Origin of the sequence: Shewanella corallii (assembly GCF_023349125.1) — a bacterium.
Lineage (GTDB): Bacteria > Pseudomonadota > Gammaproteobacteria > Enterobacterales > Shewanellaceae > Shewanella > Shewanella corallii.
This window is the reverse complement of the sequence record NZ_JAKIKT010000008.1, coordinates 178,682-198,007: the sequence shown is the minus strand read 5'-3', so window position 1 is coordinate 198,007 and position 19,326 is coordinate 178,682. Positions and strand designations below refer to the sequence as shown.

The window sequence follows — 19,326 nt, the reverse complement described above, 5'->3', positions numbered from 1 at the left end:
GAGAGAATGATGAACAAGAATACAAAAGCAATGTTGGCAACCCTGGCACTGGCGATGATCTCCGGCAGTGCACTGGCAAAAGACGCGGTAATGCTGACCGGTAAAGATATGACTCAGGCACAGGCCTGGGCTATCGCCGACGGTGCCGAAGTGGAAATTGCCCCTGATGCTCTGGTGCGTCTGGAAAAGGCCTATGACCTGCTGATGGAATCTGCCCGTCAGGGTAAGCCTGTATACGGTCTGACCGTGGGTGTGGGCCTGAACAAGGACCATAAACTGTTTGATGCCAATGGTCAGCTGAGCAAGGCGGTGATGGAGGCTTCCAGCCAGTTCAACATCAGCACTCTGCGTGCTCACAGCGCCGGTGTGGGTGAGCCAATGCCGGTTCGCCTGACCCGTCTGGCACTGGCCGTACGCTTGAACACCATTCTCTCTGGTCAAACCGGTGTGCAGCCAGTGGTGGCTGAGATCTATCAGGCATACCTGAACGAAGGCCTGACGCCAATCATTCCTTCTCAGGGCACTGTGGGTGAAGCTGACATTCTGCTGTCTTCTCACGTAGGTCTGGCGATGATCGGTGAGTGGGACGTGATGTACAAGGGCAAGCGCATGAGCGCTGCCAAGGCGATGGACAAGGCAGATATCGAGCCGCTTAAGCCTATCGGTAAAGATGCCCTGTCTATCCTGTCCAACAACTCAGTGGCCGTGGCTTACGCTATGGAAGGTTACCGCGCTGCCAAACAGCTGGTAGAGGTATCACCAACTGTGTTTGGCCTGAGTCTTGAAGGTCTGAACGGTAACGTGGCGCCATTCCTGCCACAAACCAACGATATCCGTCCTTTCCCATACATTGGTGAAGTGGCTGGTGATATCCGCAACGTACTGACCGGCAGCTATCTGTGGGATGCCAACAAGGACCGTCCACTGCAGGATCCGCTGAGCTATCGTACTACTGGTTATACCCTGGCTGGTGCTGAGAAAGCCCTGGCTGATCTGGGTCAGATGATCGATATTCAGATCAACCACTCTGATGACAACCCTGCTGTGGTACTGGATGCGTCTGACGATTACAGCCAGTTCACTCAGGTGTCTCAGTACCTGGTAGAAGGCAAGGGCGGTGTATTCCCAACCACTAACTTTGAACCTCTGCCGGTTGCACTGGCAGTGCAGGGTCTGAACATTGCTTTGACTCAGGTTTCTCACAATGCGGTGCAGCGTACCATTCACCTGTCTGACAGCCACTTTACCAAGCTGTCCCGCTTCCTGGCGGCCCCTGGTAACAATGGTCACGCGTTCGGTGCAATTCAGAAAGCCTTTGTGGATATGCAAGTGCGCAACAAGATGCTGGCCAGCCCGGTATCTTTCGACGGTATTGCCATCGCAGGTAACATCGAAGACACCTTCACCAACCTGAAGCTGGCGTCTGAGAACCTGATCCAGATCGTTGATAACACCAACACCATCTATGGCCTGGAGCTGATGCACTCGACTCAGGCTATCGATCTGCGCAAGCAAGCCAATGCCTCACTTAAGCTGGGTGATGACACCAAAGCTATGTACGAAGCTTTCCGCAAGCAGGTGCCATTTGTTGAGCAGGACCGTCCATACACGCCTGATATCAAAGCCGCCGGCGAATTTATCAAGAACTACTGATTATAAGAAAGGCGGGGCCGGTGAGCCCCGCAGCAGGAAACAACATGTTTAAAAAATTATCTGCTCTGATGTTAATGCTGGCTCTGGCGCCGGCAGCTGCCAACGCCTTCGGTGTGAAGGACTATCACAAAGAAGTGATGACAGGCGATAACGGCAAAGTTGAGTGTGCCGCCTGTCATGGCGATGCCAAGCGCAAAACCATTCCGGATGCGACTGCCTGTGAGGCCTGCCATGGCACACCTGCTGATGTTGCAGAGATGACCAAGCGAGCCGATCCGCACGACATTAAGGTTGAGCCTAATCCTCACGACAGCCTGCACTATGGCACTGACCTGCCATGTACTTACTGTCACATGGAGCACAAAGAGAGCAAGGTGTACTGTAACCAGTGCCACGAGTTCACCTACCCGGATATGAAGCGCTAATTCCCCGCTTCGGGAAACACAATTAAGCCGCAGACAACTGCGGCTTTTTTTCATCCAAATAACAATGGAATGAAAGCATGAAAAAACACAGCTTGTGGCTGGCATTGCTGGCCGCCTCCTGTTCCCTCAATGCGCAGGCCAGGCCCAATGCCGATCAGGGTTTGACCGGGCAGGAGCGCTTCTTCGGTGAGTTACGTCTGTTTGATTTCACCCGTGAGTTTAATTATGGTCAGCCTCATTGGCACGATACCAGTCTGGGCGGCCTGTTTGGTTATCGCAGTGACCAGTGGCAGGGACTGTCGTTTGGTGGCACCTTTGCTTCTGCCAATCCGCTCAATTGGCATGGTGGCGAGATTTACGGACTTGTTGGCAGTGACAGTGACAATAAAAAGGGCGAGCGCAAAGCAGTCAACCGCGCTCAGGAATACTTTGTGCGCGCCGAGCGTTGGAATACCGCACTGACTCTGGGAGCGCACCAGCTTAGTTCGCCCATGATGAATACCCATGAAATTCGCGCCTTGCCCCGCAGTTTCCGTGGCGCCTTTGTCGAAAACCAGAGCTTAGATGGTATTAGGTTGCAGGCTCATTATGTGACTGATTCTCTTGATTTTACTCGCAATACGTTTATTCCTGTCTCCCAGGCGGTCGAGGAGGAACTGGCAAAACGGGGCGTGGAGATCACTGTTGCGGATAATCCTGTGTATGCTTTCGGCGCCAGTTATGAGTCAGGCTCATCAAATAGCCGCGCTATTCAGGCCAAAGTTGACGCCTGGGTTTACCATATGCCGGACGTGCTGAATCAGTACTATGGCAAACTCACCCTGACCAAGTCGTTCGGTGATACTAAAGGCTATTTTTCGCCGTCCTGGCTGCGTCAGCAGTCATCCCATACCCTGGGCGAAGAGGTGCTGGATACCTATCAGTACGGCGCCCATTTGGGATTTGAACGTCAGGGACTCAACACCGCACTTATTTATGCCCGTACCGGTGAAGATGCCATGTTTACCCCCTGGGGGGATAGCAATGTGATTCAGCAGCAGGTATATGGCACAGGAAGGGGCAATGATAATGCCTATGGGGTTAAGCTGGCTTATGATTTGACCCGGTTGGGGCTGCAGGGGTTGAGTGCCAGCGCTCTGTACGCCAGCTATCGGTCCATCGATGAGCAAACCGAGGACTTTTACGAGCTGGATATGATGCTGGGTTATGAACTAAGCCATTGGCTGCAAGGGGCATCAGCCAAGGTGCGTTACGCCATCGCCGAGTTTGACCAGGGCATTCGCGTCGATGATTTAAGGGTGCAGCTTTACTACAAGTTCACTCTGTAAGCCTTTTCAGGAAAAGGTATTAGCTGATGGCGCTGGCAAAGAAGCAGGCCTTTCCACCTGACTTCTTAGCCTTATACATGGCGTCGTCAGCATTCAGGATCAGCTCTTGCGCTGTCACTCCATCATGGGGGTAGACACTGATGCCGACACTGACCCCCAACTCCAGTGTTACCCCCTGATAGTGAATCGGATGACTCAAGCTTGTCTGTAGTTTATTTGCCAGATTCATCAGTTCATCATGATGCCTTACCGGCTCGACCAAAATGACAAACTCATCGCCGCCGAATCTGGCAATAACGTCTGACTTACGCAGCAACTCCTTCATTCTATCGCTGATCTCAACTAAAGCCGTATCGCCGGCGGCATGTCCATAGGTGTCGTTGACAGGCTTGAACTTATCCAAATCCACAAACAGCAGGCCAGCTTTATCGCCATACCTTTGACACCTGAGTAAACATACTTCAAGCAGGTTGTTAAATGCACTGCGACTGAAAAGGCCCGTCAAATCGTCGTGGTCTGCGAGGTATCTGAGCTTTTCCTGTTGCCTTTGCAGCTGCTGAGTTTGCTTGGCGACCTCATTTGACAATTCATCCTTTTGAACCGTTGTTTGCTCAAGGCTTGCCTTCATCTGGTTGAACTCTCTACCGAGCCTGGCCAGTTCATCATTATGGGGAAGGTGTATCTGGCTTTTCATATCACCTTTGGCGAGCGCTGCTATTCCTTTATTGAGCTGGGTGAGGTTTTGGCTGAACTGGCTGTATGTGCGTGTTGCTACTGCAACCAAGGTCAGAGTGAACAGCAACATGGCTGCACCATTTATATATAAGTAGGTTTGCTGTTGATCTGCGGAAAAGATAATGACAGATCTCTGATACTGAAAAATCGCTTCTGTCATCGACTGGAACGCCAACCCGTACCGTGCCATCAACATTCCATCCGGCGACAGCTGTAGCAACTGAGTAGAGGAGAGGGCTTGTTCCGAAAGATTAAGCAGGCTGCCAATTCCCTCATTGATTGAAATCATGGTGTTAACCAACAGCTCTTGCTCTGGTAAGTCTATCTGGGTGTTGCTCAGCAGTGAAGTAAGGGTTTGTTGTTCGATGCGGATGGCAGCAATCGACTTCTGGTCTGCATGTATACTCATTTGCCAAAGACGACTGCGGACCAACTCGAGTTGTTGTTCTATTTTGGCAACGTGTTCAAACTGGGTTTGGCTGTGGACCTGAATCTCCTTTTGCCGCGTCAGGGAATAGAGCAGCAACTGAGTCATTACCAGACTGAGCACGACCAAAATCAGGAGTCTGTGGGAGATTTTCATGATTGGAACATCCCATCAGAGCCTTGGGGAGAGGCCTGGATAGACGGTGTCTGCCGTGTCTGTGAACGGCTATGGCGCTGGCAGCTTATGCCGACACCAGCAAAGTTTGCGCTGTCCCTAATCATAAAGTGTCCGAAATTCACAATTCCTTGTTATGCTTTAAGAGTAGATAAGCATATGGGATTAAGCGAATTTCCTTTGACTTTAGGTGCTTAACCCCAAAAAACTGCCTAAAAGCCGGAATGGACTCGTTAATCATCAGGATTGTGATATTTGATATGGCGAAACAGGCGCGATCTGACGTAGTCTGATCACCATAGCCGTTCAAGAGTGATGAGTTGATGAAATACCTGATTATTCCAGTCACCCCTTTCCAGCAGAACTGCACCCTTATATGGTGCGAAAAAACCAATAAAGCCGCACTGGTCGACCCGGGTGGAAACCCGGAACGAATCAAAGCTGAAATTGAAAAGCAGGGAGTGACGCTGGATAAGATCCTGCTGACCCATGGCCACATAGATCATGTTGGCGCGGCCGGGTTAATGGCTGAAGAATTTGATGTGAAGGTGTACGGCCCTCATATTGGTGACAAGTTCCTGTTTGAACAGTTACCCCATCAAAGCCAAACATTCGGCTTTCCGCCTTGTGGCAGTTTTGAGCCAGACACCTACCTTGAAGATGGTGACAGGATTGAGCTGGGTGAGCTAACGCTTAACACACTGCATTGTCCGGGGCACACACCTGGACATGTGGTTTTTCATCATGCTGACTCGTCAATGGCACTGGTGGGGGATGTTCTTTTCCGTGGTTCTATTGGCCGTACTGATTTTCCAGGCTCAAATCATGGGCAATTGCTGCAGTCAATCACCGGGAAGTTGTGGCCATTGGGTGAGCAGGTCACATTTATTCCCGGCCATGGCCCCAACTCTACTTTTGGAGAGGAGCGTCGCTCTAATCCGTTTGTTGCCGATCAACTGTTCGCTTAGTTAGGTCCTTGCTCACCATGGCGGGTGATGCCTGGGTTATTTGAAAGGGTGCCTCCAGAGTAGGCACCCTTTTTTGTGTCATTTAGCCTGGTTAAAGCTGCCTCTATATAAAGTGCATCATCAATAAGGGCTGGTATTGGTTTCATTTGCCCCTGCCTGTCATACCTGTTGCGCTTCTTTCCAACTTGCCGCATTACAACACAGCCTCCAGATAACCAGCCTTGATAGCCAGTAGTGAAGCAGCACATATATGGCGCCTGAGCTAGCTCCTGAATTCCCTCTTACGCCGATGGCTGAGTTTACCCTCATTCTCTTGTTTTAATCGAATAAGCACTTTTCTTCATTATGAACAAGAGCTTGAGCTGTGCGCCTTATCACTGATTTGGAAATGATAATGATTTACAATAACTCTGATTAATTTGATTGTTTGCAGGATTAATAAACTCAATTGCATATCCAAAAATTAACAACCCCTGATTTTGCTGATTTAACAAAACCCAGAGGGAAAAATCAGCAGGCACTGGATGTTCTTTTCAAATACGCAACCTGGTATATCAGTGTAATCACAGCAACTGATGTAAAAGTGATTAATTTTTGATGTTTTGATGTTCGTAAATTAGAACGATTGTTAGAGTGGTAAAAGTAATTTTTGCTCAGTTTAAGTGTTGCAGAGTAAATATTAATTCCTTATAAAACAATGTTTTGTTGATTTTAAATTGAGTATTTCGACTTTCAAAATTATTTGCTTTGAAAACCGTTAAGTTCAAAAAAACATCGTTTTGTGAAGATCCCGCTTCAAAGGCATTTTTACCGCAGTTTTACTGCTGCTGCATTGTTGACACAGGTCAACATTTTGTGAAATGATGCCACCGGGTCTATGCCCGGCAGGGCATGGGATAGGAAACAAAAAACAAACAATCACAATATAAAGACATACTCACTGGCGTGGTTAGCAGTGGCATTGTTTGCCAAATTGCACATGACCTATGAGTTTAACCTTTTTAATTCACATCAAATTGGTTGGGAACTATGTCCAAGGTAAGTAATAGAACAAAAATCGCTACTGCACTGGTTGGTGCTCTGGCGCTTGCCAGCAGCAACTTAGTCGTTGCAGACCCTCTTACGGACGTGCAAAAGGCCGACAGCAAAATTCATGCTGCCGCTGCGTCATCTCAAAAGAAGGTCGATAAGTATTTTGACCAGGCTCAGGACATGCTGTTCGAATACAGTTCAGTTGCTGATGAGCGTGAGTCCCTGAAAGCCTATAACGATTATCTGGCAGGCCTGGTTGCTGACCAGGAAGCCACAATGAAGTCTATTCAAGACGACATCAACGGTGTTGATCGTCTGCGTCAGGGCGTTGTGCCTCTGATGTTTAAAATGGTAGATGCACTGGAGCAATTCGTGGCTCTGGATCTGCCTTTCAATACTGAGACTCGTCAAGAGCGTGTTGAGAACCTGAAAAGCCTGCTGAACACAGCTGAAGTTACTCTGGCCGAGAAGTATCGTCTGATTCTGGACGCATATAACATCGAGCGTGAGTACGGTCGCTTCCTGGGCATTGAGACCGGTAAGCTGAACATCGATGGTAAAGAAGTACTGGTTGATTTCCTGAATCTGGGTCGTGTTGCTGTATATGCACAGAGCCTGGATCAAAGGTCTGCGTGGATGTACAACGCTGAAACCAAATCCTGGGAGCCACTGGATCAGGCGTACCTGCGTGAACTGACTAAAGGTATCCGCATTGCCCGTAAACAGGCTGCACCAGATCTCTTCTCCTTACCAATCCCAGCTGCGGAGGCTGCACAATAATGAAGAAGTTTATTTCTACTGCCATCGTAGCAGCGACTTTCGCACTGACCTCTGGTAGCGCAATCGCTGCTGACGCACCACAGTCTATTGAACAGCTGCTGCAGCAGGTTCAATCTGACCGTGCTTCTCAGTCTAAAGACAATGCCAAGCGTGAAGCTGAGTTCCGTGCCGAGCGCGGTGACAAGGCTGCCCTGCTGAAGCGTGAAAAAGACGCTCTGGCTGCAGAACGTCAGCGTGGTGTTGACCTGAACCAGGCCTTCCTGGATAACGAGCGTAAGATTGCTCAGTTGGAAGAAGACCTGAAAACTGCACAGGGTGACCTGGGTGAAATGTTCGGTGTTGTTAAAGGTGAAGCCGGTGATTTCGCTGGTAAGCTGGTTGGCTCCAACATCTCTGCTCAGTATCCAGACCGTGATACCTTCATTGCTGAACTGGGTGCCCGTAAGCAACTGCCTAAGATCGAAGAACTGGAAAAGTTCTGGGAAGAGCAGCTGCTGGAAATGGTTGAAAGCGGTAAAGTTGTGAAGTTCCAGGGCCAGGTAACTGGTATCGATGGTAACGTTCGCGACACCACCATTACCCGCGTAGGTGCATTTAACCTGCTGGCTGACGGCGAATATGTTGTATTCAACTCTGACCTGGGTCTGATTCAGGAACTGTCTCAGCAGCCTGACGGCTACGTAGTCAGCACTGTTGCTCCATTTGAATCTGCTTCTACTGGTGCAGAAAACCTGTACATCGATACCACTGGTGGTGTTCTGCTGAACATCTTCACCCAGAAAGCGTCTATCGAAGACCGTATCGAAGCGGGTGGTCCAATTGGTTACATCATTATTGGTCTGCTGGCACTGGGTGCACTGATTGCACTTGAGCGTCTGATCACTCTGTCTATCATTTCTGGCAAAGTTAAAGCACAGCGTAAGAATCTGGACAACCCAGGTAACAACCCACTGGGTCGTATCCTGAAAGTTTACCAGGACAACAAAGACGTTGATGTTGAAACTCTGGAACTGAAACTGGATGAAGCCATCCTGAAAGAAACTCCAGCGCTGGAAACTCGTATCTCTATCATCAAAGTGTTTGCGGCTATCGCTCCTATGATGGGTCTGCTGGGTACCGTAACCGGTATGATTGCAACCTTCCAGAGCATCCAGCTGTTCGGTACCGGTGATCCTAAGCTGATGGCTGGTGGTATCTCCATGGCTCTGGTAACTACCGTACAGGGTCTGATTGCTGCACTGCCTCTGATGTTGCTGCACGCTATCGTAGTGGCACGCTCCAAGTCTGTTGTACAGATTCTGGAAGAGCAGAGCGCAGGTATTGTTGCTGAGCACGCTGAGAAGAGGGCTGACTAATGATGCTATTCCTGATGGACATTTGGGATTCCGTCAGGGGCTTCATGGCCTCCGGAGGCGACGTCCTCTGGCTGGTTGCGGCAGTGCTGTTCTTAATGTGGGTGTTAATGCTGGAGCGTTTTTGGTATCTGACCTTTGTCACGCCAAAACAGCACAAGGCAATTATCGCTGCATGGGAATCCAGAGAGGATAGCACCTCCTGGTATGCACACCGCATCCGTGAAGCTTGGGTATCCCAAGCGAAGCAAGACTTAACTGCACGCATGCTGCTCATTAAAACTCTGGTTGCCATCTGTCCTATGATAGGTCTGCTGGGAACCGTAACCGGTATGATTAGCGTGTTCGATGTAATGGCGGTTCATGGTACGAGTAACGCTCGTATGATGGCGGCTGGTATTTCGATGGCCACTATGCCTACTATGGCTGGGATGGTCGCGGCGCTCTCAGGGGTATTTTTCAGTGCCCGTCTGGACGCCAAGATGAAGATCAGTCTTGAGAAGCTGAAAGACAGCATGCCGCATCATTAGAGAGAGAATAAATATGGCACGTAAAAAGCACTCAACGATGGATGAAGAAGCGCAAATCGATATGACGCCGATGCTCGACATCGTGTTCATCATGTTGATCTTCTTCATCGTAACGACATCTTTTGTGAAGCCATCAGGTTTGGATTACAACAAGCCTGAAGCCAACACTGCAACCAAGAAGCCATCAGCGAACATCTTTATCGGTGTGAGCAAGACCGGCATCATCATGATGGAAAACCGTCAGGTTGATGTTGAGCGTGTAACTGCTAACGTAGAGCGTATGTTGGCTGAAGCACCTGAAGCTGCGGTTCTTATCCAGGCGGATAAAGAAGCTCAGCACGGTCTGGTGATTAAGATCATGGATCAGGTGAAGGCTGCCGGCATTAGCAAGATATCGGTATCAGCGGGGAACGAATAATATGATTAGAGCAATAGTATCAATACTCATTGGTGCTGCTATCACATTTGCTCTGTTTGTATTTATGGCATTCTTGATCGGCGGAGGCGCCAAGCGCGCCGAAGTTGGAGAAGAAAGCCCTGTTATTCAGATAACCATGGATAAACAGGATGCAACGGCGCAGAAGAAACCGAGGGTAGCACCTAAGCCACCACCACCACCGGAGCAGCCGCCAAAGCCTGACACGACTCCACCGGATGCTTCATCCGACATTGACACCTCTATGTCGTTTAATATGGGTGCAGTGGATGCAGGGTCAGCAAACACCGGGTTTAAGCTGGGTAACATGATGACCCGTGATGGTGATGCAACACCTATCGTACGTATCGAGCCTCAATACCCTGTGGCTGCGGCACGTGATGGCAAGGAAGGCTGGGTACAGCTGAGCTTTACCATTAACGAAATTGGTGGTGTGGAAGACATTGAGATTATCAAGTCTGAGCCAAGACGTATCTTCGACCGTGAGGCGAAGCGCGCACTGAAAAAGTGGAAGTACAAGCCAAAGATTGTTGATGGTAAAGCTATCAAACAGCCTGGCATGACTGTCCAGTTGGACTTTAAACTCAATAAAGACTAAGGAGATTGTGAATGCGTAAAGTGAACAAACTTGCCGCTGCGATGTTGCTCTCCTTGTCAGGTGGCGCCATTGTGGCGTCACCGGCTGCCCTGGCAGCTAAAGGTGACTGTCCAATCGACAAGCGCAAATCTCAGGCAGTGGGTCAGTCCAGTGCCAAGAAGGTACAAAAGTCTTTCCAGGCTTATCAGGAAGGTAATCTGGACGAAGCGATTGCGATTCTTCTGGAAGCTAACCCAAAGGATAAGTTCGACAAAGCTTATGTCGCTCGTATGCTGGGTAACTTCTACGCCGAGAAAGGCCAGATGGATACCTCGCTGAAATATCTGAAACAGGCTGTTGACGCTAACGTACTGGGTGGTGGCGACCATGGGCAAACCATGCGCCTGTATGCAGATATTTTGGTTGGTGAGAAGCAGTTCAAGGAAGCCGTGGGCTACTATTACAAGTGGATGGAATTCACCTGTAAAACTGAAGATGCCCAGGTTTACCGCAGAATTTCTGTATCTCACAGCCAGCTGAAAGAGTGGGATGACTCACTGAAAACAGCAGACAAAGCGATTGAGTACTCTGACAAGCCGGATAAAGGCCTGTATCAGTTGAAGTTGACTGCATACTTCAACAAGAAGCAGTACAAGAACGCTATTGGCGTGCTGGAAACCATGGTGAAACTGTTCCCTGCGGACAAGACTCTCTGGGTACAGCTGGCTCAGTTCTATCTGCTGGTGGAAGATTATAAGAACGCTATGGTGACTTATGATCTGGCGTACAAGATGCAAGCTTTGACGACTGAAGCAAACCTCAAGCGTTTGCCTCAGCTGATGGCTCAGCAGGGTACTCCATACCAGGCGGCCAAGATCTTTGAGAAGCACATGAAGTCTGGTCAGATTGAGAAGAATAAAGCCAACGTTGAACAGCTGGCTCGTTTCTTCCATCAGGCTAAAGAGATGAAGACTGCCGCCAACCTGTATGGCGAAGCGGCTGACTTTGACAACGATGGCGATATGTATCTCAAGCAAGGCCGTTTGTTGGCGCTGGAGCAGGAGTTCAGACCAGCGATTGCTGCACTGAAGAAGGCATTGGATGCGGGCGTGAAGAACAAGGGCGAAGTGGACTTCGAACTTGGTCTGGCTTACATCGGCCTGAAGCAGTACAAGTCTGCGCACACCTATATGAAGCGTGCAGCCAATGACAGCAAGACAGCGCGTAATGCCAAGAGTTACATCAGCTACCTCAAAGAGAAAGCACGTATCAACAACATTACGCTGTGATAGCAAAGCATAAAAAAAGGCCACCCCAGGTGGCCTTTTTTGTTTCTGCTGTAAGCCCGGTTTACATTGAACTCAGCAGGTGCTGATTGGCGTTATGTTCAAGCTCATCGCTGAGTTGGTCAACCTTCTCAAACAGGGTTTCCAAGGACTTTTCCCGGGTGGGTCGACAGCCGACTGCTGCTATCTTGTATCCTAGGCTAAAGCTGTGATCTCTCTCATATTCCTGGACAAATGTGTCCATACATTGTTCTATACGTTCTACGACAATTTCGATACCGTGATCGCTGATATTGAACAGGCCAATGGCAAACAGGTCGTCATCCAGCCTCGCTATCATATCAGTCGCCCTGAGGAGGCACTTTTCAATATTGTTGGTGAGCGATTCGAGCAATCCCGGGTGGTGATAGGTCTCATGGAGGTGCGGGCGCAGAAACACCAGTGTTAACTGCTCTTTCTCTCTCAGGTGCCTGTGCCATTCACGGTTGAACACCTCAAGGAAATAGGTTTGATTGTAGACACCGGTTTCCGGGTCTCTGAATCCAGAATTACGAAACGAAAATATCATCGGGCGCCTCCCTCTGACCTGATACAGAAAGTATAGATAGATATCCGGCAAAAAAGGAAAAATAACAATGAATAAAACAATCGTGGGGATGAAGTCGGTATTATCCGTAGCTGTGGCATTGGCGCTGACTGCCTGTGGTCAGCCAGAGTCACAAGCACCATCACAGCCATCTCAGGAGACGGCTTCCAGTCAGACCAAGCAGTCCGTTCAAACCGCTGAGCAGGCTTATCAAGCATTGGTTGACCAGTATTTTAAAGATTACCTGGCGCTTAACCCCATTATGGCTACTTATGTGGGTGTGCCAGATTACAACGACCAGTTTGGTGATTACCTGACTGATGAGTATCTGAAACAGCGTCATGATTTTAACAAGGGCTATCTGGAGAAGCTTAAGCAGATAGACAGAGAGGCATTGCCAGCTTCGCTGCAGCTCAGCTATGACCTGTTTGAATATGACCGCAATCTGGAACTGGTGGCAGAGACCTTCCCAGAGCGCTTTATTCCCATGAATCAGTTTTACAGTGTGGTCATCACCATGATCCAACTGGGAACCGGGGAGAGTGCACAGCCATTCAATACTGTTGAGGATTATCGCAACTGGGAAAGCCGGGTGAATGGCTTTATCAGCTGGATTGATATGGCTAAGTCCCGTATGAACGATGGTATTGAAAGCAATGTGGTGCTGCCACGTGTGCTGGTCGAGCGTATTTTGCCTCAGTTGGATGCGCAACTGGGTAAAGCACCGGAAGACAGTATCTTTTACAGCCCTATCGCCAAGATGCCAGACAACTTCAGTGACGAACAGAAAGCTCAGCTCACGGCTGAGTACAAGGCCATGATAGGTGAGCGTTTGCTGCCGGCGCTCAGTGGCCTGCGACAGTACTTTGCAGAGGTTTATCTACCCAAGTCCCGTGGCACTGATGGCTGGTGGGATCTCCCCAACGGCAAGCTGTGGTATCAACATCTTGCTAATCGTCATACCACGACGTCCATGCCGGTCGATGATATTCATCAGGTTGGTTTGAACGAGGTTGGCAGGATTCTCGATGAGATGGACAAGGTGCGCCAGCAGGTGGGTTTTCAGGGCGACCTGAGCGAATTTTTCGCTTCACTTTCCAGTGAGGATAAGTACTTTTTTACCGAGCGTCAGGATCTGGTTGATGGCTATATGGCATTGAAAGATAAAATCAATGTGGTACTGCCTGAATATTTTAATGTGATGCCGAAAGCCGATTATGTGGTTAAGCCTGTAGAAGCATTCCGTGAGCGCAGCGCGGCAGGTGCTTCATACCAGTCTCCGGCGGTAGATGGCAGCCGCCCAGGTATCTTTTATATCAACACCTTTAACCTTAAGGCTCAGCCCAAGTGGGGCATGACCACATTGTCCTTGCATGAGGCGGCTCCTGGTCACCATTTCCAGATTGCCATTAAGCAAGAGCTGACCGGTGTACCTGAATTCCAGCGTTTCAGTGGTTATACCGCGTTCGAAGAGGGATGGGGTCTGTACGCGGAATATCTGGGCATGGAAATGGGTCTGTTTGAAGACCCTTACCAGTACTTTGGCAAGTTGTCAGATGAGATGTTGCGTGCCATGCGCCTGGTGGTGGATACCGGCCTGCACGCCAAAGGCTGGACCCGTGAACAGGCGATACAGTATATGAAGGACAATTCGCCAATGGCAGAGTCCGACATAGTTGCCGAGGTAGAGCGTTATATGGCTATTCCAGGCCAGGCGCTGTCCTATAAGGTCGGTCAGCTGAAGATTCTTGAGCTGAGAGCTCATGCAGAAGCTGAGTTGGGCGATAAGTTCGATATTAAGGCATTCCACGACCAAATCCTCACATCCGGCTCATTGCCTATGGCTGTGATGGAGCAAAAAATTAATCGTTGGATTGCGTCACAGAAGGCATGATGTCGGTTTAATCGACAAATCGCGAAAGGCTCTGCATTGCAGAGCCTTTTTTCTGTGCAAATGTTCATGTTAGCGTTATTAAGTGATTGAATTCTGAGCTTTGCTTGTCTATTGTTGCCAGCCTTTATATGCCTGCCAATATCCAGAGGCAGGTCTCTGATGTTAAAGCCGGAACCTTGCAATAACGACTATGGAATTCGCCCATCTTTGTCGCAACCTGCGACCAGTAGTTACCCTTCCTTTGATTGCTTCAGTACTTTTACTTGCTGGTTGTAAATCGACACCTGAACAACCGGAAGTGACATGGAAAACTTCCCCTGCGCTATCCGCCTTACCGGCAAATGCCATGAAGTATGCCAGCACGCCAGAGCGTTTGGCGGAACTGGAAGCAGAGCAGGTGGCGTTATCTAAACGGAATCTGTTTATAACAGGTGCCGGCACTCTGAGCCTGATCAGTGTTCCCTCGTCTTTCCCGGATGTAGTGGCCCACCGGGGGCATTTCAACTGGCCGGAAAACTCCCCCTATGCAGTGCAAATGTCTGTTCCCGCTGACTTTGACGGCGCAGAGATTGACGTCATGCTGACCGATGATGGTTACTGGGTCGCCCACCATGATGCCAAAACCGGTCGCTCTGTCGGCCGACATGACGGCAAACGTTTTGATATGGATGATATCAGTGGCAAAGAGTGGAACAGCCTGAGGATCCGGGATAAGAGTGGACAGTTAACCAATTATCCAGCGCCCTACGCCGTTGACCTGTTTCAGCATTGGGCCATGCATCTGGGATCTGGCAAACCTCTGAATATCGAAATCAAATCTGAGGCGGATGCGCCTGATCTGTATAACCTTGACCGTATGGCCAGGCAGTATATGGGACAGGGGAACTTCTTCTATTCAGCGATGAAGATGGAGACGCTGGAGACCTTGCGGGAAATCAACCCTCAGGTGTATCTGGGTTATGTATGGGAAGCTGACGGCGAGTCAATTGAGATAGCCAAGCGTGACTATCGCAAGGCGGTGAAATCTGACGCAGCTTATGCAGCCTACTCAAACTGGATTGAATCTGCCGGACGCTATGAAACCCGTCGTCGCCATCGCAACGGCAGTAACAAGCTATCGGCAATCGAAGTGCGGAATAAACTGGGTCGTAATGCCGGTCTGCACGTGGATATTCGTAACATAGTGAGGGCCCCAACCATTGCCAGCCGGGTTAAGTCAGCAGGCCTAAAACGTCTTGCCAGTTACAGTATCAATGGAACCGAGTACCACCAGAGTCAGTTGGCATGGCTTGAGCGTAACGGTCGTACACTGCCGGATGAAGTGATTGCTGATACTGACAAATACCATATGTACACCCGGATGCAGCCCTCGCTGATTAAACCCCCATTTCTTAAGCTGTCCCGTGAACAGGTAATAGGTCAGCAACTTACACAGGCTCAAATTATAGGTTTATTACCTGCGGATGCGGATTTCTCCCGCCTGGATGAGCAGGGTGATTATGTGACCAATGGTTTTTACCTGACGCTGGCGGGCAAGGTGCGAGCACTGTTTCAGGCTCAGGCTGCGGTTAGCACTAAAGCCAAAGTCGTTAATGATGGTCCCAAACGTATCCGTGATGATGAGTCACTGGAAGTGATGGGCGCTGCCATTGAGATCTCCCTGCCGGTTAAGGGAGGTCAATAATGTCCAGTTCTGCTTTTGAGAAAGTTGCTGCCGATGGTCAGCCCGGGTCTACGCCGGAAATTTCTGAGCCAACTGCCAACGGGGTTAAGCCTAAAAAGGGTAAACAACAGGATAAACCCAGATGGCTGATGATCCTGCTGTTTATCCTGTCAGCCCTTTATCTGTTACCTGAGGCGATCTTTAACGCCCGTCTGGTTCAGGTTGCAGGTGGTGGCAGTATGGACAGTAACGAACTGCACCTGGTGGAACTCTTTGGGCGAACCATATCCGGGATAGGTGTCAGTCTGCTGTTGGCTGACTGGTTGCTGAAAGGTTGGTTGGTACGCACTGTTCCCAGAGTGATTATGGGTTTTGTGGTGATAACCGCTTTGGCATGGCCGACAGTGTTTTTCGGTCAGAAGTTGCTGATTGATAAGTTGCTGGTTGACCCAAGTACTGCACAGCAGCGGCAAGAGGCGTTTTTTGCGTCAATTCTGCGCTCGGGATTGGCCACCAATGCTGTCAATATTAGCGGACTTCCATACGACCCAGAGCATGCCACCAAGCCGGAGGAGATGACCTTTCTGGCGCTGATGGGCGGCCTGGTATATGCCAACTCTGAGTTTCTCGGCCATGTCGATCAGCAGAAACATGCCATTGTGGAGCGTTATATCACCAACAGAGCCGGGACTGACTTCGATAACTATTACGCCAGATACAAGGGGATGCGTGAGCGTCTGATTGGTGGCTGGGAGGAGTACCAGTCCGGAGTTAAACGCTATAACGCAGCGATTGCTTCCTCACCGGCCAGAGCTGATAAAGCCTGGGAACAGGTAGAGTCAGAAGTGGCTACAGGCTGGAACAAATATCAAAAAGCGCAGCAGGCTTACTGGGGACGGGCAGAGGTTCGTGCGCAGGAGATGGCACCCAAAATCGCCAGGCTGTTTGATGAGCGTAATGACTGCATAGAGCGCTATCAGACGAAACGCAAGAACCCGGAGCGTTTGAACTCCTGCATTCGCAGCATCGACAAAGATCACGAACGCTTACTGGATAAATACCACCTTAGCTATCAACCGCTGGATTATTGGTTAATCCGTAAAGAGGGGCGCATTAAAGGTGAAACTACCATAGGGCAGTCTGTGATGACTTTAGGGCTGTCTGCACTGGTGGCCGGGCTTGAACACCTTACCGGTGATGCCGGTGAACAGGTGATTCACTGGGTCTACAGCCGCGACGTTTCTGACTATACGCCCAAGATTATGGGATTGTGGCAGGAAAAGTTTGAGAAAGAGACAGGCTATCCTATGGGAATCGCCGATCTGCAAACCTTCAGGCAACACGCAGTGACAGCCCGCAAAGTGCGTGCCCGACTGGCTAAAGAAGGTATTCAGCTGGCGTCAACCTGGCAGATTAACCAGATTGGCAGTTTCCAGAATGCGGTCGCTAAAAGGGTAAAACAGGAAGCTGATGGCAAATGGAACCGGGAAATGCGCAAGCAGGGCTGGCAACTTAAGCCGAACCTGAGTTGGGGCCAGTTCCAGCGCAGTGAGACGATTCAGGCGCGTATTAAGCGGGAAATGGGTGAGCGCTATTATGTTTCCCCTATGCTGGCAGACTGGAATAACAAAGAGTTCTATCGCTTTGCCATAGTGCCGAACATCAAACGCGAGACCGAGCACTGGATTGGGTATCTGGATGCTTCATTAAGCCAGTTCGCCGATGGTGGACCGCTCGCAGAAGAGGGCAAGAATGCACTGCGCTCTGTGCTGGTGCCACCGATTTCCATGGGACTGTCGTTGCTGTTGGTTATTCTGACCGCGCTTAAATTGCCGCTGAAGTTCTGGCAACTGGTGCGTCCAGGACAGGTGCCAAACACCTTGCGTGATACAGCTATCAGCATGGGACTTATTCTGGCTGTTGTTATCGTGCCACTTGCTATGCTTGAGTCCAAGTTTACGGCGGGAGAGTCAACCGCGGGGTATTTCTTCGATCAGGTTGAACAGCAAAGCTCCCCGGTCACGGCCATGGCGCTTCGTTGGGTGGTGCATACCCAGCCTGTGGTGCAGCCACTGGGATACGGACTTGATGAGGTGTTTGGGGTGACGGATTGGTTCAGCGACAATCTGGAGCACAGTATTGGCCTGCTGGATGCCAGCGTGATGCCGGTTTTGGCCGCGGGCACAGGCGCTAAAACTCAGGTAAGCGAAGTGATTGATGATAAAGGCATGCTGAGATTAATCCCTTTGACGGTCAAGAGTAACGCCCCTGGCGCAAGGATTAGGATTATGAATATCAAACCTAAATACAAGGCGGGTATGCAGCTGCCGGTGAGCAACTATGATATTCAGGTATCTGCCCCGGGTTACCAGACTGAACGCCACTGGGTGCAACATAACCAACACCAGAATGTGCACGAATTTAACCTGAAGTCAGAATAATTGGCTTTGGGGCGTGTCAGTCATATACTGACGGACTGCGGCGGAAAGGTGACTTATTCCCAACGCCGTGGATACTATGCCTGCGGGCGATTCACAGGAGTTAATTTATGGTACAGGCAACAGCAAGACACCTGCTGGTAGACACAGAAGAGCAGTGTCTGGAGCTGAAACAACAGATCGAAAACGGTGCAGACTTTGCTGATTTGGCAAAAGCCCACTCCAGCTGTCCATCCGGTGCTCAGGGTGGTGAACTGGGTTCTTTCGGTCCTGGCATGATGGTGCCTGAATTTGACCGAGTGGTGTTTTCTGCGCCACTGAACGAAGTACAGGGTCCGGTAAAAACAGCGTTTGGTTACCACTTGCTGGAAGTAACCAGCCGCGGCTGATACTCTGACAGTATTGAGAAAAACGGCGAATATTCGCCGTTTTTTTATGCCTCTTTACTAAGGGATTTTATGGATCAGGTTTTGCTGTACAGCGACAGGTTAATCATTCGAACGCTGGAAGAGAGAGACTGGCCTGAGTTTCGGGCGCTGCACCAGGATGCTGAAGTCAGCCGCTTCATTCGCGTGGTCGAAAGCGATAGTGAGATTAAAGCCAGATTCGATGACAGATTGGCATCCTGGTCGTTTGAAAGCGAGCGTTGGCTAACCCTGGTGATAGAGACCCTGGATGGCGAATTTGTTGGTTTGACTGGCTTTTGTTGTGTGGATGCTTTCAGCCGCAGGGCAGAGGTTGGCTATATGATCAAGCCATCTATGCAGAAGCAAGGTTATGGTACCGAGAGTTTGCAGGCGGTCATTGACTGGGGGTGCCTGCAGTATCAGGTTCATAAATACATAGGATACTGCGCCGTAGCTAATATAGGTTCAATCAGAACTATGCAGAGGTGTGGCTTTCAGCAAGAGGGGCTGCTGCGTCACAACTATCGTATCGGCGACACCTGGGTTGATGAGTGCCTGATGGGGTTGCTTGCCGACGAGCGCTAGTCTCAGCCTGCGTGCGGATGAAGGCAGATACTCCCTGCGATATCCGCCAT

17 protein-coding genes are annotated in these 19,326 nt (G+C 49.9%); 15 read left to right on the top strand and 2 right to left on the bottom strand.

The window, feature by feature from the left end; genetic code table 11:
- The first annotated feature begins 6 nt into the window (after positions 1 to 6).
- The 3 genes from L2725_RS18675 to L2725_RS18665 all read left to right on the top strand — a co-directional run bounded on the left by L2725_RS18675 (position 7) and on the right by L2725_RS18665 (position 3,406).
- Complete coding sequence (locus L2725_RS18675; RefSeq protein WP_428985303.1) at positions 7 to 1,653, top strand: HAL/PAL/TAL family ammonia-lyase; 1,647 nt, start codon at positions 7 to 9, stop codon at positions 1,651 to 1,653.
- Between the two features lie 44 nt (positions 1,654 to 1,697).
- The gene (locus tag L2725_RS18670; RefSeq protein ID WP_115135569.1) at positions 1,698 to 2,078 is read left to right on the top strand and encodes a cytochrome c3 family protein; all 381 of its coding nucleotides are present in this window, start codon (positions 1,698 to 1,700) and stop codon (positions 2,076 to 2,078) included.
- A 77-nt stretch (positions 2,079 to 2,155) separates the two neighbouring features.
- Entirely contained in the window at positions 2,156 to 3,406 is a 1,251-nt protein-coding gene (locus tag L2725_RS18665; RefSeq protein ID WP_249250339.1) for an OprD family outer membrane porin, read from the top strand.
- Between the two features lie 19 nt (positions 3,407 to 3,425).
- Here L2725_RS18665 and L2725_RS18660 read toward each other — a convergent pair whose 3' ends face one another.
- Positions 3,426 to 4,724 carry a diguanylate cyclase gene (locus L2725_RS18660; protein WP_249250338.1) on the bottom strand — a complete coding sequence of 433 codons (1,299 nt, stop codon included), beginning with the start codon at positions 4,722 to 4,724 and terminating at the stop codon, positions 3,426 to 3,428.
- 341 nt (positions 4,725 to 5,065) lie between these two features.
- Between L2725_RS18660 and L2725_RS18655 the strand changes: the two genes are divergently transcribed.
- From L2725_RS18655 to L2725_RS18625, 7 genes are all read left to right on the top strand, one after another.
- Positions 5,066 to 5,710 (top strand): MBL fold metallo-hydrolase, encoded by a 645-nt coding sequence (locus L2725_RS18655; protein WP_249250336.1) that lies wholly within the window; start codon positions 5,066 to 5,068, stop codon positions 5,708 to 5,710.
- 1,029 nt (positions 5,711 to 6,739) lie between these two features.
- Positions 6,740 to 7,522 (top strand): DUF3450 domain-containing protein, encoded by a 783-nt coding sequence (locus L2725_RS18650; RefSeq protein ID WP_249250335.1) that lies wholly within the window; start codon positions 6,740 to 6,742, stop codon positions 7,520 to 7,522.
- Entirely contained in the window at positions 7,522 to 8,877 is a 1,356-nt protein-coding gene (locus tag L2725_RS18645; protein WP_115135564.1) for a MotA/TolQ/ExbB proton channel family protein, read from the top strand. The genes L2725_RS18650 and L2725_RS18645 overlap by 1 nt, the downstream gene beginning before the upstream one ends.
- Positions 8,877 to 9,404: a MotA/TolQ/ExbB proton channel family protein gene (locus L2725_RS18640; protein WP_115135563.1), complete on the top strand. Its 528-nt coding sequence runs from the start codon at positions 8,877 to 8,879 to the stop codon at positions 9,402 to 9,404. The genes L2725_RS18645 and L2725_RS18640 overlap by 1 nt, the downstream gene beginning before the upstream one ends.
- A gap of 13 nt (positions 9,405 to 9,417) precedes the next feature.
- A complete protein-coding gene (locus L2725_RS18635; protein ID WP_115135562.1) occupies positions 9,418 to 9,822 on the top strand; it encodes an ExbD/TolR family protein in 405 nt (134 codons plus the stop codon).
- A 1-nt stretch (position 9,823) separates the two neighbouring features.
- Entirely contained in the window at positions 9,824 to 10,438 is a 615-nt protein-coding gene (locus L2725_RS18630; protein ID WP_115135561.1) for an energy transducer TonB, read from the top strand.
- Between the two features lie 11 nt (positions 10,439 to 10,449).
- Complete coding sequence (locus tag L2725_RS18625) at positions 10,450 to 11,706, top strand: tetratricopeptide repeat protein (RefSeq protein WP_249250334.1); 1,257 nt, start codon at positions 10,450 to 10,452, stop codon at positions 11,704 to 11,706.
- A 61-nt stretch (positions 11,707 to 11,767) separates the two neighbouring features.
- Here the strand turns inward: L2725_RS18625 and L2725_RS18620 are convergent, their stop codons facing one another.
- Positions 11,768 to 12,271, bottom strand: a complete 504-nt coding sequence (locus tag L2725_RS18620) for a diguanylate cyclase domain-containing protein (RefSeq protein WP_249250333.1) — start codon at positions 12,269 to 12,271, stop codon at positions 11,768 to 11,770.
- A gap of 88 nt (positions 12,272 to 12,359) precedes the next feature.
- Here L2725_RS18620 and L2725_RS18615 point away from each other — a divergent pair, with 88 nt between their 5' ends.
- From L2725_RS18615 to L2725_RS18595, 5 genes are all read left to right on the top strand, one after another.
- Complete coding sequence (locus L2725_RS18615; RefSeq protein ID WP_249250393.1) at positions 12,360 to 14,183, top strand: DUF885 domain-containing protein; 1,824 nt, start codon at positions 12,360 to 12,362, stop codon at positions 14,181 to 14,183.
- A gap of 346 nt (positions 14,184 to 14,529) precedes the next feature.
- On the top strand, positions 14,530 to 15,867 hold the full coding sequence (locus L2725_RS18610) for a glycerophosphodiester phosphodiesterase (RefSeq protein ID WP_249250332.1): 1,338 nt from the start codon (positions 14,530 to 14,532) through the stop codon (positions 15,865 to 15,867).
- The gene (locus L2725_RS18605) at positions 15,867 to 18,287 is read left to right on the top strand and encodes a hypothetical protein (RefSeq protein ID WP_249250331.1); all 2,421 of its coding nucleotides are present in this window, start codon (positions 15,867 to 15,869) and stop codon (positions 18,285 to 18,287) included. The genes L2725_RS18610 and L2725_RS18605 overlap by 1 nt, the downstream gene beginning before the upstream one ends.
- Positions 18,288 to 18,394: 107 nt before the next feature.
- The gene (locus L2725_RS18600) at positions 18,395 to 18,673 is read left to right on the top strand and encodes a peptidylprolyl isomerase (RefSeq protein WP_248934844.1); all 279 of its coding nucleotides are present in this window, start codon (positions 18,395 to 18,397) and stop codon (positions 18,671 to 18,673) included.
- Between the two features lie 69 nt (positions 18,674 to 18,742).
- The gene (locus tag L2725_RS18595) at positions 18,743 to 19,276 is read left to right on the top strand and encodes a GNAT family N-acetyltransferase (RefSeq protein WP_249250330.1); all 534 of its coding nucleotides are present in this window, start codon (positions 18,743 to 18,745) and stop codon (positions 19,274 to 19,276) included.
- The last annotated feature ends 50 nt before the right edge of the window (positions 19,277 to 19,326 follow it).

Bases quoted from the DNA above. Each gene is read 5' to 3' on its own strand.
- L2725_RS18675 (WP_428985303.1), top strand. From the start codon at position 7: ATGATGAACAAGAATACAAAAGCAATGTTGGCAACCCTGGCACTGGCG.
- L2725_RS18670 (WP_115135569.1), top strand. From the start codon at position 1,698: ATGTTTAAAAAATTATCTGCTCTGATGTTAATGCTGGCTCTGGCGCCG.
- L2725_RS18665 (WP_249250339.1), top strand. From the start codon at position 2,156: ATGAAAAAACACAGCTTGTGGCTGGCATTGCTGGCCGCCTCCTGTTCC.
- L2725_RS18660 (WP_249250338.1), bottom strand. From the start codon at position 4,724: ATGAAAATCTCCCACAGACTCCTGATTTTGGTCGTGCTCAGTCTGGTA.
- L2725_RS18655 (WP_249250336.1), top strand. From the start codon at position 5,066: ATGAAATACCTGATTATTCCAGTCACCCCTTTCCAGCAGAACTGCACC.
- L2725_RS18650 (WP_249250335.1), top strand. From the start codon at position 6,740: ATGTCCAAGGTAAGTAATAGAACAAAAATCGCTACTGCACTGGTTGGT.
- L2725_RS18645 (WP_115135564.1), top strand. From the start codon at position 7,522: ATGAAGAAGTTTATTTCTACTGCCATCGTAGCAGCGACTTTCGCACTG.
- L2725_RS18640 (WP_115135563.1), top strand. From the start codon at position 8,877: ATGATGCTATTCCTGATGGACATTTGGGATTCCGTCAGGGGCTTCATG.
- L2725_RS18635 (WP_115135562.1), top strand. From the start codon at position 9,418: ATGGCACGTAAAAAGCACTCAACGATGGATGAAGAAGCGCAAATCGAT.
- L2725_RS18630 (WP_115135561.1), top strand. From the start codon at position 9,824: ATGATTAGAGCAATAGTATCAATACTCATTGGTGCTGCTATCACATTT.
- L2725_RS18625 (WP_249250334.1), top strand. From the start codon at position 10,450: ATGCGTAAAGTGAACAAACTTGCCGCTGCGATGTTGCTCTCCTTGTCA.
- L2725_RS18620 (WP_249250333.1), bottom strand. From the start codon at position 12,271: ATGATATTTTCGTTTCGTAATTCTGGATTCAGAGACCCGGAAACCGGT.
- L2725_RS18615 (WP_249250393.1), top strand. From the start codon at position 12,360: ATGAAGTCGGTATTATCCGTAGCTGTGGCATTGGCGCTGACTGCCTGT.
- L2725_RS18610 (WP_249250332.1), top strand. From the start codon at position 14,530: ATGAAGTATGCCAGCACGCCAGAGCGTTTGGCGGAACTGGAAGCAGAG.
- L2725_RS18605 (WP_249250331.1), top strand. From the start codon at position 15,867: ATGTCCAGTTCTGCTTTTGAGAAAGTTGCTGCCGATGGTCAGCCCGGG.
- L2725_RS18600 (WP_248934844.1), top strand. From the start codon at position 18,395: ATGGTACAGGCAACAGCAAGACACCTGCTGGTAGACACAGAAGAGCAG.
- L2725_RS18595 (WP_249250330.1), top strand. From the start codon at position 18,743: ATGGATCAGGTTTTGCTGTACAGCGACAGGTTAATCATTCGAACGCTG.